Origin of the sequence: Microbacterium sp. AG157, assembly GCF_003385695.1 — a bacterium.
Taxonomy (GTDB): Bacteria; Actinomycetota; Actinomycetes; order Actinomycetales; family Microbacteriaceae; genus Microbacterium; species Microbacterium testaceum.
The window spans coordinates 70,567-83,015 of sequence record NZ_QRDK01000004.1 but is presented as its reverse complement, the minus strand read 5'-3'; the positions used below and the strand labels follow the sequence as shown (position 1 = coordinate 83,015).

Genomic DNA, 12,449 nt, shown 5'->3' with positions numbered 1-12,449 from the left:
CGGGATGATCTCCTCGCTGCACGGTACGGCGGCTCACGTCGCCGACGACTCGCTGGTCATCGTGGTGGGAGGTGTGGGCTTCTCCGTCGCCGTGACCGCGCAACTCGCGCGGACGGTGCATGTCGGCGACGACGTCCACCTGCACACGAACCTCATCGTGCGCGAGGACGCGTTGTCGCTCTACGGCTTCGAAGCCCGCGAGGAGCTCACCGTGTTCACCCAGCTGATCAGCGTCACCGGCGTCGGCCCGAAGTCCGCCCTCGGCGTCTTGTCGTCGCTCACCGTGCCGCAGATCGCCCAAGCCGTGGCCGACGACGACGACGCCCCGTTCCGCCGCGTCTCGGGCATCGGCCCCAAGACCGCCAAACTCATCGTCGTCCAGCTCGCCGGCAAGCTGCAGGTCGCCCCCGCCGCCGCTCCCGCCGCCGCCTCGCCGCACGGCCAGGTTCCCGTGCAGGTGACGCAGGCACTCGTGGGCCTGGGCTGGACGGAACGGACGGCGGCCGAGGCCGTGGCATCCGTCGCCGAAACCGCCTCCGAGGCCGACCGCGCCTCGGTCCAAGCGCTCCTCCGACTCACGCTCGCCCTGCTGGGCCCCGCCCGCAAGGAGAGCGTGAGTGGCTGACGTCCGAGACGCCGGCACGCCCGACGACGAGGTCGAACTCGCCATCGAGGGCGCCCTGCGGCCCACCTCGCTCGCAGAGTTCGTCGGCCAGCAGAAGGTGCGCGGCCAGCTGCAGCTGCTGCTGGACGCAGCGCGGATCCAGCAGCGTTCCCCCGACCACATCCTGCTCTCGGGTCCTCCGGGGCTCGGCAAGACCACCCTCGCGATGATCGTGGCGCACGAGAGCGGTCGGCCGCTCCGCCTGTCGAGCGGTCCCGCGATCCAGCACGCGGGCGACCTCGCCGCCCTGCTGTCGTCGCTCACGCCGGGGGAGGTGCTCTTCATCGACGAGATCCACCGCATGGCGCGCTCGGCGGAAGAGATGTTGTACCTCGCGATGGAGGACTTCCGCATCGACATCATGGTCGGCAAGGGCGCGGGCGCGACCAGCATCCCCCTCGACCTCGCTCCTTTCACCCTCGTGGGCGCCACGACACGCGCGGGCCTGCTGCCGAACCCGCTGCGCGACCGCTTCGGCTTCACCGCCCACCTCGAGTACTACGAGCCCGAAGAGCTGGAGCGGGTCGTCTCGCGCTCGGCATCCATGCTCGATGTCGGCCTCCCGGGCACCGCGCGCTCCGAGATCGCCCGCCGCTCGCGAGGAACGCCCCGTATCGCCAACCGCCTGCTCCGGCGCGTCCGGGACTATCTCGTGGTGAACGGTCCGTCGACCGGGACCGACGAGGGCCACGCCGACGTGCGGACGGTCGGCGCCGCTCTCGATCTCTACGACGTGGATGCCATCGGCCTCGACCGCCTCGACCGGGCCGTCCTCGACGCCCTCGTGCGCCGCTTCCGTGGGGGACCGGTAGGCCTCAGCACCCTCGCCGTGGCCGTCGGAGAGGAGCCGGAGACCATCGAATCGGTCGTCGAGCCCTATCTCGTGCGCATCGGATTCATGGGGCGGACGCCCCGCGGGCGGGTGGCGACTCCCGAGGCGTACGACCACCTCGGAGCGCCCCATCCCGACGGCATGCTCCGGTTCAGCCGGGGCTCATGACCTATACTCGGCGGGGGATTCCCCGACCCCCGCTAGGCAGTGCCGCACGGCGCGCCTGATCTGAAAGGTGCACCGCCTCCATGGACTCCAGTTTCCTCCTGCTCATTCTGTTCGCGGGTCTGCTCGTCTTCATGTTCCTGAGCTCCCGCCGTCGCATGAAGAAGCAGAAGGCCGAGCTTGAGCAGAAGGCCCGCGAGACGGTCCCCGGCGCCGAGGTGCTGCTGCAGGGCGGCCTCTACGGCACCATCGTCGAGTACGACGGCGAAGACCTCGACAAGCCGGCGCACGTCGAGATCGCCCCCGGTGTCGTCATCAAGGTGCACAGCCAGGCCATCCTCCGCATCGTCGACCCCGCCGCGGGCACGGTGACCGAGGACGAGTACATCGAAGCCGAGGAGACCGAGGCCGAGTACGTCGCCGGTGTCGCCGACGGCGACATCACCTCGATCAGCGACGACCAGCGCGCCGCCCGCCAGCACGCCGCCGACGCCGAGCGCGACGACAAGGACCGCCCCGCGGTCTGATCGCCCCCTCCCGCCCTTCCGTTCACCGCCGCACAGAAAGCCGACTCCGTGGCGCCCTCGACTCCCGTCCGTCACGCCTGGCGCGTTTTGACCGGATTGCTCGCCATCACCGGCGTGCTCTTCGGCATCAACGCGCTGGGCGTGTACGTGTATAACGCCAGTTCCTGGACCCCCGAGCTCGCGCTCGACCTCCAGGGCGGCACGCAGATCATCCTGCAAGCCCAGACCACCGACGGCGCCGCGCCCGACAGCGAACAGCTGGCACAGGCCGTCACGATCATCCGCCAGCGCGTCGATGCCTCGGGCGTGGGTGAAGCCGACGTCGCCACCGAGGGTGGACGCAACATCGTCGTGCAGATCCCCGGACAGGCCGACGAGGCCACGCGACAGCGCATCCAGAGCTCGGCCCAGCTGCAGCTGCGCCCGGTGCTGTTCACCGGTTCGCCGGCGACCTCGTTCGTGGGTCAGGACGGCGTCTCGACGCCCTACCCGACGCCCGACCCGAGCCTGCCGTCGACGCCCACGGCTTCGCCGACCAATGCGAGCGACCCGGCGTACATCACCCCTGCCCTGCAGGCGCAGTTCCTCGCGTACGACTGCGCGAACCCGCCGAGCAACCCCGCCCAGGCGCCCGCAGATCAGCCGATGATCACATGCGGTACGAACGACGGGCAGAAGTACATCCTCGGCCCCGTCGAGCTCGACGGCACCGACATCTCCAACGCCACCAACGGCCAGGAGCAGAACACCGGCCAGTGGGCCGTGAACCTCGTCTTCAATGACCAGGGCACGCAGAAATTCGCCGAGATCAGCCAGCGTCTCTACGGTGCGCAGCCGCCGCTGAACCAGTTCGCGTTCGTGCTCGACGGCTCCGTGCTGTCGGCACCGTCGATGAACGGCATCATCGTCGACGGCCGCCCCAGCATCACGGGATCGTTCACGCAGGAGTCGTCGAAGGCCCTCGCCGATCAACTGAAGTACGGTGCCCTGCCGCTGAGCTTCCAGGTCGTGAGCTCCGACACCGTGTCGGCGACGCTCGGTTCGCAGCAGTTGCAGGTCGGTTTCATCGCCGGTCTCATCGGCTTGGGTCTCGTCGCGATCTACTCGCTCATCGTCTATCGGGCGCTCGGTACGGTGATCATCGCTTCGCTCGGCGTGATGGCGGTGCTGACCTACCTGGCACTGTGCATCCTCGCGTGGCGAGCGGGCTTCCGCCTCTCGCTCGCGGGTGTGGCCGGCTTGATCGTCACCATCGGCTTCACCGCTGACTCGTTCATCGTCTACTTCGAACGAATACGAGACGAACTGCGCGACGGCAAGTCGATCACCGCAGCGGTCGAGGACGGCTGGTCGCGCGCGAAGCGCACGATCTACATCTCGAAGTCGATCAACATCCTCGCGGCCGTCGTGCTGTACATCCTCGCGGATGCCACGGTGAAGGGCTTCGCGTTCACGCTCGGCCTCACGACCGCGATCGACATCCTGATCTTCATCCTGTTCACGCACCCCGTGATGCAGTTGCTCGCTCGCACCCGGTTCTTCGGCTCGGGTCACCCCCTCTCAGGGATGGACCCCAACGCCCTCGGCGCCGTGTACCGCGGTCGCGCGCAGTTCCGGGCTCCCGTGGTCGACGCCGGTCGGGTGAAGAAGTCCCGCGGCGAGGCGCAGCGTCGGCAGACGATCGCCGAACGCAAGCAGGCCGAACTGGCGGCCGCCAGCCGCGGCGATAGCCGCTCCACGAAGGAGGGAGACGACTGATGCGCTCCATGTCGCAGCTCGGCAACGACCTCTATTCGGGAAAGACATCTTTCCCCTTCGTGCAGCGTCGTCGCCTGTGGTTCATCATCGCCGCGGTCCTGGTGATCGGCGCGGCCCTCGTGCCGCTCTTCCGGCCCGTGCAGTTCTCGATCGAGTTCACCGGTGGCTCGCAGTTCACGGTGTCCAACCCGTCGACGTTCGACCAGGCTCTGGCCACGCAGGCCGTGACCTCGGTCGTCCCGGATGCCACCACCCGCGTCACCACGATCAGTGACCAGTCCGTTCGGGTGCAGACCGACCAGCTGGACAACGATCAGACGCAGGCGGTCTCGTCCGCCCTGGCCACGGCGTACGACGTGCCGGCCTCCGAGATCACGAACTCGTTCATCGGCCCCACCTGGGGTAACGACGTCACTCGTCAGTCGCTGTGGGGACTGTCGATCTTCCTCGCGCTGACGTTCTTGATCCTGGCGCTCTATTTCCGCACCTGGAAGATGTCGGTCGCCGCGATCATCGGCCTCGTCGACGTGCTCGTCATCACCGTCGGTGTCTACGCCGTCTTCGGCTTCGAGATCTCGCCGGCCGCCGTCATCGGCTTCCTGACGATCCTCTCCTACGCCCTGTACGACACCACCGTCGTCTTCGACAAGGTGAGGGAGAACACCAGGGAGGACGGGGAGATCTCCGGTCGCACGTTCTCGGAGTCGGTGAACCTCGCCGCCAATCAGACGCTGATCCGATCCATCAACACGACGGTCGTCGCGATCCTGCCCGTCGGCGCGATCCTCTTCATCGGTGTACCGCTCGGTGCGCGCACGCTCAGCGACATCTCGCTGTCGATCTTCGTCGGCACGATCGTCGCCGCGTACTCGACGCTCTTCGTGGCTGTGCCGATGTACGCCCTGCTGCGCGAGAAGGAGAAGCCGATCGCCCAGCGCGACGCGCGCGTCGTGGCAGCCCGCGAGAAGGCGGGCGTCCCGGCCTGAGGCCGGGGCCCCGCCCCTCGGGTTCCGCCGGCGGACCCCGCCGTGGACCCCTGCCGCGAGGCATAGACTTGATCGACTGGCCGTAAGGAAGGGGTGTGACATGGCAGAGATCACTTCTTCCGCGCCGCCGCCGTCCTCCTTGCGACGTCTCGTTCCGCGTATCTTCTCGCGCGCGGCCCGTCGTGACGACGTCGACAAGCTGCTGCGCACGGTGCGCACGCACCATCCCAAGGGCGACCTCGCGATCATCGAGCGGGCCTACGCCGTCGCAGACAAGGCGCACGACGGGCAGAAGCGTCAGAGCGGCGAGCCCTACATCACGCACCCGCTGGCCGTCGCGCAAATCCTCGCCGAGCTCGGGCTGGGGCCGAAGGCCATCGCGGCGGCCCTGCTGCACGACACCGTCGAAGACACGGGATACCCCCTCGACGAGCTCGCCGCCGACTTCGGCGACGAGGTCGCGATGCTCGTCGACGGCGTGACCAAGCTCGACAAGGTCAAGTACGGCGACAGCGCGCAGGCCGAAACCGTGCGCAAGATGATCGTGGCGATGTCGAAAGACATCCGTGTCCTGCTCATCAAGCTCGCCGACCGCCTGCACAACGCCCGGACCTGGGGTTTCGTGCCCCCGCACAAGGCCGCGAAGAAGGCGACCGAGACGCTCGAGATCTACGCGCCGCTCGCGCATCGCCTCGGCATCCAGGCGATCAAGAGCGAGCTCGAAGACCTCTCCTTCGCGGTGATGCACCCCAAGCTGTACGCCGAGATCGACAGCCTGGTCAAGCAACGTACGCCTCAGCGCGAGCAGTACGTCCAGAACGTCATCGATGCCGTCGACGCCGACCTGCGTGAGCTGCGCGTCCGCGGCCGGGTGATGGGCCGACCCAAGCAGCTGTACTCCGTCTATCAGAAGATGGTCGTGCGGGGTCGCGAGTTCGACGACATCTACGACCTCATCGGCATCCGGATCCTCGTCGGCACCGTGCGCGACTGCTATGCCGTGCTCGGTGCCATACACGCGCGGTGGACGCCGCTGCCGGGTCGATTCAAGGACTACATCGCCACGCCGAAGTTCAACCTTTACCAGTCGCTGCACACCACGGTCATCGGACCGGGCGGTCGCACGGTCGAGATCCAGATCCGCACGCACGAGATGCACCAGCAGGCGGAATTCGGCGTCGCCGCGCACTGGAAGTACAAGGAGCGGATGGCGGGCGGCAAGGCCGACGCCAAGGCCGTCGACGCCGATATGGCGTGGATCGCGCACATCTCGGACTGGCAGGCCGAGACCGCCGACCCGGGGGAGTTCCTCGACTCGCTGCGTTTCGAGATCGGCGCGAAAGAGGTCTACGTCTTCACGCCCAAGGGGCGCGTGGTCGGGCTTCCGACGGGCGCCACCCCGGTCGACTTCGCCTACGCCGTGCACACCGAGATCGGCCACCGCACAATGGGGGCCAAGGTCAACGGTCGCCTGGTGCCGCTCGAGTCGACGCTGCAGAGCGGCGACGTCGTCGAGGTCTTCACCTCCAAGAACCCCGACGCCGGCCCGAGCCAGGACTGGCTCGGCTTCGTCAAGAGCACTCGTGCGCGCAACAAGATCCGCGGGTGGTTCACGAAGGAACGCCGCGAAGAGGCCATCGAACAGGGCAAGGATTCGATCGCCCGCGCTATGCGCCGGCAGAACCTGCCGCTCCAGCGCCTGATGAACCAGGACTCGTTCACCGAGGTCGCCCGGCTCTTCCACTACGAGGACGTCTCCGCCCTCTACGCCGCCGTCGGCGAGGGTCACGTCTCCACCCAATCGGTGATCGAGAAGGTCACCGCGCTCGTCAACGTCGAAGAGACGAACACCGGGCCCATCGACATCCCCGTCGGTCGCAGCCGCGCCCCGCGCGGTGGCGATTCGGGTGTGCTCGTGCGCGGTGCCCCCGACATCCTCGTCAAGCTCGCGAAGTGCTGTACGCCGGTGCCGGGCGACGAGATCGTCGGCTTCGTGACGCGCGGGAGCGGCGTCTCGGTGCACCGGGGCGACTGCACCAACGTGAAGGCGCTGAAAGAAGAACCCGACCGTCTGATCGACGTGGAGTGGGCGCCCACGACCAAGAGCGTCTTCCTCGTGCAGATCCAGGTCGAGGCCCTCGACCGCTCGGGGCTCCTGAGCGATGTGACCCGCGTGCTCAGCGAGCACCACGTCAACATCCTCTCGGCCACTGTGTCGACCACGAACGATCGGCTCGCCCTCAGCAAGTTCGTGTTCGAGATGGGCGACACCGTGCACCTCGACCGCGTACTCAACGCCGTGCGCCGCATCGACGCCGTCTACGACGTCTACCGCGTCACCTCGTCGTAGGCTTCGCGGTCGCCGTCGGCGGTCACGCTCGCGAGGAGCGCGGTCCCACGCCTGCCGTGAGGGAATGTCGGATGCCGATCGAGCCAGGCCTGCGCTTCCCTCCGCGTACGCGGGTCGGAGCTCGCCCACGCGAGCGCCACGGCGCGCTGCTGCTCGTCCTGGGAGCGGGCGAGGTCGGCAAGGCTTCGCCCCGGCGTGCTGAAGTGGATGCCGGCGAGCGACACCGTGTCGGCCGGCGGCAGGCGCACGTCGTGGAAGACCGCGCGGGTCACGTGGTGCGCGCGCGTCCGTGTCTTCGCCACCCGCTGAAGGTGGTGCCGCATCGGCTCGGTCGGCATCCCCCCGTGCACCCATGCCGCGGTGAGCCGTACCCCCGCCCATCGAGCCCCCAACAGGGGGACGAGGCTTCGGGCGCGCATCCACGCCGTCTCGACCGCGTCGGCGGGCATGAACCCCTCACCGAGCGGCACGAGGAGCCCGTCGAGGCACGCGGCACTGAGCTCGCTCAGAGCGAGACGCTCGCCGGGGAAGAACAGAAAGGGCGACACCATCCCGTCAGTGTGGCGGGGCAGTGTCGCCCGTGACGGCCGAAACCGTCTACCTGTGGAGAACTGATCAGCCGCCAAGGGCGCGCAGCCAGGTGCGGCGCGCTTCGAGGGCCTCCGACGCCTGGGCCGCGGCGCGCTTGTCACCACGCGACTCGGCGTCGGCGAGCTCGGCCTCGAGCTTGTCGATCGCGTCGGTCAGCTGACGCGTCATGTCGTTCGCGCGCGCCTTCTGCTCGGGGTCGTTGCGCTTCCAGTCGGCATCCTCGCGCGTGCGCACGCTCTGCTCGATCTTGCGCAGCTCGTCGTCGAGGACGCGCTCCTTGTCGCGCGGGAAGATGCGGCCGATCTCGTCCCACTCGCGCTGGATCGCGGTCAGCTTCTGGCGGGCGGTCGCGAGGTTCTTCTCGTCGACGATCGGCGCGGCCTTCTCGAGGAGCGCACGCTTCTGCTCGATCTTCTCTTTCGAGGCCTCAGCGTCGGCCGACTCGCGCTCGATACGCGCACCGTAGAGCGCGTCACCGGCGGCCTTGAAGCGTGCCCAGAGTGCGTCGTCGACCTTGCGCCCTGCGCGGCCCGAAGCCTTCCAGGCGTCGAGAAGGTCGCGGTACGCTCCGATGCCGTCTTCGCCACGAGGCGCGAGGGCTTCGGCGCGCTCGACGAGACGCGTCTTCGCCTCACGGGCGGACTTGTGGGTCTCGTCCAGCGAGGAGAAGAATTCGCGGCGGTGACGATCGACCGTGGCGCGGGCGTCGCGGAAACGGCGCCACAGCTGCTGCGCCGTCGACTTCGACAGTCGGGGACCGTTCTGCTGGTGGGCCTGCCACCGCTCGAACAGCGCCGTCATGTCTGCGGTCATCTGCTTCCACTGCACCGTCTGGGGATCACGGGCGGCGAGGGCCTCGGCCTCTTCGACGATCGCCGTGCGTTCGCGCACAGCTTCTTCGGTGGCCTGCTTGGCGGCGACGGCCTCGCTCTCGCTCGCCTCGGCGAGCTCGGAGGTGAGGGCATCCACGCGAGCGATGAGGGCAGCAAGGTCGCCCACCGCGGCGGCGCCGTCGAGCTTGCCGCGGAGCGTCTTCGCCGTCGAGCGGAGGTCGGATGCCGAGGCACCACCGCGACGGTGGCGGGTCTCCAGCAGCGTGACCTCGCTGGCGAGATCCGAGAACTTTCTCTGGTAGTAGGCGAGCGCCTCGGCGGGCGTGCCGTCGGGGTACTGGCCCACGACACGCCAGTCGTCGCCCTCGCGGACCGAGACGGTTCCCTCGTCGTCGACGCGGCCCCACGGCTGAGCGGGCGCGGCGGAAGCGGTCTTGCCCGGAGGCGGGCCGGGAATGCGCGCGCCGGGCCGCGGGAGGACGGGCTGCACGACGGCGGGCTGGGCGCCGGGCGCCTCCGCCTCGTCGGCGGCGGCCTCGACCTCGGCGGCCGCATGGTCTCCCGCGGGCTCAGCGTCCGAAGCCTCGTCGGCGCCGGCCTCGTCGACGGGCGCCGGCTCAGCGGCATCCGCCGACTCGTCTGGACGCGGCGCCTCGTCGGCGAGGGCAGCGGCGGCGGGAGCCTCGTGCTCCTCGGCGGAAGCGGCGGCCTCATCGGGGAACGCGCCCTCGGCTGCGGGAGCGTCGGTCTCCGCCTCGACCGGGGTCGTGGCGGCGGGATCGACCTCGACGGCGCTCGCGTCGTCGCGCGGGTCGGAGGTCTCGGGAGTGGGGACGGAAGTCACGGGTAGCACCTCATCGCGGCAGAACCGCCTGGGGGAGAAGGACTCTCCGAGCCTAGTACGCGCGGCCCCTCCGACACAGGATCGAGGCGCGCGCATCACCGCCCGGCCGCGACGACCGCCCCGTGTGGGCGGTCAGGGAGTGGACGAGGGCGACGGAAGGGGCGCGGGGATCTCCGTGGGGACCGGTGTCGTGGGATTCTCCGTCGGAGAGGGGGCCGGCGTCGGCGCACCGGGGCCCGCGACGAAGTAGGCGGTCTGCGCCCCCACCGCTCCGGCGATCACGAGGAGACCGACGATGACGCCGATCAGATTGTCGCGCGTGCGACGCCGCCCCTGACGGGCGTGGAGCTCGAGCCGTGCCTGATACGCGCGAGCACGCGCGCGCTGCTCCCGCGTCTGCCGGTCTTTCCCGCGCGTCGCCACATCGACCTCCTCCGCCCGTCCGGGCACGTCGATCCTACAAAAGGCCGCCCCCTGCGCTGGTTTCGCTCTCGCGGACGCGGTGTCGGAGGCCGCGGTTAGCCTGGAGGGGTGACCTCTTCCTCCGCCCTCTTCCAGGGCCAGACGCCGCTCGCCGTGCGCATGCGCCCGGTGAGCCTCGACGAGGTCGCCGGTCAAGGGCATCTGCTGCGACCGGGGTCACCACTGGTCACCCTCGCCACCACCGACTCCTCGGCATCCGTCACCGCGGCCTCGGTCATTCTGTGGGGCCCGCCGGGTACCGGGAAGACGACGCTCGCCCAGGCGATCGCGCGGTCGTCGGGGCGCCGTTTCGTCGAGCTATCGGCGATCACCGCGGGCGTGAAAGACGTGCGCGAGGTCATGCAAGAAGCGCTCACCCAGCGCGACCTCTACGGGCAGTCGACCATCCTCTTCCTCGACGAGATCCACCGCTTCACCAAGGCCCAGCAGGACGCCCTGCTGCCGGGCGTCGAGAACGGGTGGGTCGTCCTGATCGCCGCGACCACCGAGAATCCCTCGTTCTCGGTCATCTCGCCGCTGCTGTCGCGCTCGCTCCTGCTCACCCTTCGCCCGCTCGGCGACGACGACCTCGGGGCCCTGGTGGATCGTGCCGTGACCGATCCGCGCGGTCTGGCCGGCCGGGTCGTGCTCGAAGACGAAGCGCGCGCCGCCCTGGTGCGCCTGGCGTCCGGCGACGCCCGTCGAGCTCTGACCGCTCTCGAGGCGGCGGCATCGGTCGCGGGGGACGACGGTGCCACGTCGCCCGACTCGGACGACGACGACGAGCAGGACCCGGGCCCGTTCGCCGGCGACGGGGGAGAGCTCCCCGTGATCACCGCCGACCACATCGCCCAGGCCGTCGATCGTGCGCTGCTGCGCTACGACCGCCAGGGCGACGAGCACTACGACGTGATCAGCGCCTTCATCAAGTCGGTGCGCGGTTCGGATCCGGATGCCGCGATCCACTACCTCGCGCGCATGATCGAGGCGGGGGAGGACCCCCGTTTCATCGCTCGGCGCCTGGTGATCTCCGCCGCCGAGGACATCGGGATGGCCGACCCCCAGGCCCTGCAGATCGCTGTCGCCGCGGCCGACGCCGTCGCGTTCATCGGCATGCCCGAGGGACGCATCCCCCTCGCCGAGGCCACGATCTACCTCGCCACCACCGCCAAGTCGAATGCCGCCTACAACGCCATCAACGCCGCGATCGCCGACGTGCGCGCCGGCGGTTTCGGGCGTGTGCCGATGCACCTCCGCGACGCGCACTACCCGGGCGCCAAGCGGCTGGGGCACGGCAAGGGATACAAGTACGCCCACGACAGCGAGATCGGGATCGTGACGCAGCAGTACCTTCCCGACGAACTCGCGGGCAGACGTTACTACGAGCCCACGAACCACGGCACCGAACGCGACGTCTCCGCGCGCCTGGAGAAAATCCGTCGCATCCTCGACGGGGCGTAGGCGCTCGACGACCGTGCGGGCGGCTCTGATAGCATGAACCGGCTCGAAACAGGGTTTTCGGGCATCCCCTCCTTCCTGTGATCACCTTCCGGTGCGCCCCGGCGTGCGCTCCGGATCGGGCGGAAGGGGGCGATACGCCCGCGAGCCGCGAAAGGCGCGGCCGCGTCATCGGAAGGAGAACTTCGTGACCACGAAGTCTCAGGACCGCCGCAAGGTGCGTCTGTCGCGCGCCCTCGGCGTCGCGCTCACCCCCAAGGCCGCCCGCTACCTCGAGAAGCGTCCCTACGCTCCGGGTGAGCACGGTCGCACCAAGCGCAAGGCCGACAGCGACTACGCCGTTCGCCTCCGCGAGAAGCAGCGTCTGCGCGAGCAGTACGGCATCCGCGAGAAGCAGCTGCGCATCGCGTTCAACGAGGCCCGCCGCACCGACGGCCTGACTGGTGAGAACCTGGTCGAGCTGCTCGAGATGCGTCTGGACGCCCTCGTCGTTCGTTCGGGCTTCGCCCGCACCACCGCGCAGGCTCGCCAGCTCGTCGTGCACCGCCACATCATGGTCGACGGCCAGCTCGTGGACCGCCCGTCGTTCCGCGTGAAGCCGGGTCAGCTGATCCACGTCAAGACCAAGAGCGAGGGTCTCGAGCCCTTCCAGGTCGCCGCCGCCGGTGGGCACGCCGAAGTGCTGCCCCCCGTTCCGGGCTACCTCGAGGTCGACCTCTCGACGCTGCAGGCGAAGCTCGTCCGTCGCCCGAAGCGCGCCGAGGTGCCCGTCACGTGTGACGTGCAGCTCGTCGTCGAGTACTACGCCGCCCGCTGACCTCAGCGAGCACAGAAGGGCGTCGGGTTCTCCCGGCGCCCTTTCTGGTACTCGCGGAGCGCTTCCGCGCGGATGGACTCGGCACGCCCCGCACCGGAAGGGACCGGCCGAGGTGCGGCAGCGATGCGACGTGACCGGGGCGCCACGTCGGCGGACGCGCGC

Annotated in this window: 11 protein-coding genes; 8 read left to right on the top strand and 3 right to left on the bottom strand. The window is 69.4% G+C overall.

Going from position 1 to position 12,449, the window contains the following annotated elements; translation table 11 throughout:
* Positions 1 to 4 precede the first annotated feature (4 nt).
* The 6 genes from ruvA (at position 5) to DEU35_RS13075 (ending at position 7,282) form a co-directional block, all read left to right on the top strand.
* Entirely contained in the window at positions 5 to 625 is a 621-nt protein-coding gene (ruvA, locus tag DEU35_RS13100; protein ID WP_116239772.1) for a Holliday junction branch migration protein RuvA, read from the top strand.
* A complete protein-coding gene (gene ruvB, locus DEU35_RS13095; protein ID WP_103209489.1) occupies positions 618 to 1,664 on the top strand; it encodes a Holliday junction branch migration DNA helicase RuvB in 1,047 nt (348 codons plus the stop codon). Before ruvA ends, ruvB begins: the two co-directional genes overlap by 8 nt.
* 80 nt (positions 1,665 to 1,744) lie before the next feature.
* The gene (gene yajC, locus DEU35_RS13090; RefSeq protein WP_103209492.1) at positions 1,745 to 2,188 is read left to right on the top strand and encodes a preprotein translocase subunit YajC; all 444 of its coding nucleotides are present in this window, start codon (positions 1,745 to 1,747) and stop codon (positions 2,186 to 2,188) included.
* Positions 2,189 to 2,236: 48 nt separating this feature from the next.
* Complete coding sequence (gene secD / locus DEU35_RS13085) at positions 2,237 to 3,946, top strand: protein translocase subunit SecD (RefSeq protein WP_103209494.1); 1,710 nt, start codon at positions 2,237 to 2,239, stop codon at positions 3,944 to 3,946.
* The gene (gene secF / locus DEU35_RS13080; protein WP_116239771.1) at positions 3,946 to 4,932 is read left to right on the top strand and encodes a protein translocase subunit SecF; all 987 of its coding nucleotides are present in this window, start codon (positions 3,946 to 3,948) and stop codon (positions 4,930 to 4,932) included. The genes secD and secF overlap by 1 nt, the downstream gene beginning before the upstream one ends.
* 100 nt (positions 4,933 to 5,032) lie before the next feature.
* Complete coding sequence (locus tag DEU35_RS13075) at positions 5,033 to 7,282, top strand: bifunctional (p)ppGpp synthetase/guanosine-3',5'-bis(diphosphate) 3'-pyrophosphohydrolase (RefSeq protein WP_103209499.1); 2,250 nt, start codon at positions 5,033 to 5,035, stop codon at positions 7,280 to 7,282.
* Here DEU35_RS13075 and DEU35_RS13070 read toward each other — a convergent pair.
* The 3 genes from DEU35_RS13070 to DEU35_RS13060 all read right to left on the bottom strand — a co-directional run bounded on the left by DEU35_RS13070 (position 7,261) and on the right by DEU35_RS13060 (position 10,000).
* Positions 7,261 to 7,833 (bottom strand): hypothetical protein, encoded by a 573-nt coding sequence (locus DEU35_RS13070; protein ID WP_116239770.1) that lies wholly within the window; start codon positions 7,831 to 7,833, stop codon positions 7,261 to 7,263. The genes DEU35_RS13075 and DEU35_RS13070 overlap by 22 nt on opposite strands.
* Positions 7,834 to 7,897: 64 nt before the next feature.
* Positions 7,898 to 9,550, bottom strand: coding sequence for a DUF349 domain-containing protein (locus DEU35_RS13065; protein ID WP_309545568.1), 1,653 nt, complete (start codon positions 9,548 to 9,550; stop codon positions 7,898 to 7,900).
* A 132-nt stretch (positions 9,551 to 9,682) separates the two neighbouring features.
* Positions 9,683 to 10,000, bottom strand: a complete 318-nt coding sequence (locus DEU35_RS13060) for a dioxygenase (protein ID WP_246078124.1) — start codon at positions 9,998 to 10,000, stop codon at positions 9,683 to 9,685.
* An 81-nt stretch (positions 10,001 to 10,081) separates the two neighbouring features.
* Here DEU35_RS13060 and DEU35_RS13055 point away from each other — a divergent pair, with 81 nt between their 5' ends.
* Together DEU35_RS13055 and rpsD are read left to right on the top strand one after the other, a co-directional pair.
* Positions 10,082 to 11,473: a replication-associated recombination protein A gene (locus DEU35_RS13055; protein ID WP_116239769.1), complete on the top strand. Its 1,392-nt coding sequence runs from the start codon at positions 10,082 to 10,084 to the stop codon at positions 11,471 to 11,473.
* A gap of 184 nt (positions 11,474 to 11,657) precedes the next feature.
* Positions 11,658 to 12,287 (top strand): 30S ribosomal protein S4, encoded by a 630-nt coding sequence (rpsD, locus tag DEU35_RS13050; protein WP_056231683.1) that lies wholly within the window; start codon positions 11,658 to 11,660, stop codon positions 12,285 to 12,287.
* Positions 12,288 to 12,449: the final 162 nt, after the last annotated feature.

Excerpts from the sequence above, each read along its gene's own strand:
- ruvA (WP_116239772.1), top strand. The coding sequence starts at position 5 with ATGATCTCCTCGCTGCACGGTACGGCGGCTCACGTCGCCGACGACTCG.
- yajC (WP_103209492.1), top strand. The coding sequence starts at position 1,745 with ATGGACTCCAGTTTCCTCCTGCTCATTCTGTTCGCGGGTCTGCTCGTC.
- secF (WP_116239771.1), top strand. The coding sequence starts at position 3,946 with ATGCGCTCCATGTCGCAGCTCGGCAACGACCTCTATTCGGGAAAGACA.
- DEU35_RS13075 (WP_103209499.1), top strand. The coding sequence starts at position 5,033 with ATGGCAGAGATCACTTCTTCCGCGCCGCCGCCGTCCTCCTTGCGACGT.
- DEU35_RS13070 (WP_116239770.1), bottom strand. The coding sequence starts at position 7,833 with ATGGTGTCGCCCTTTCTGTTCTTCCCCGGCGAGCGTCTCGCTCTGAGC.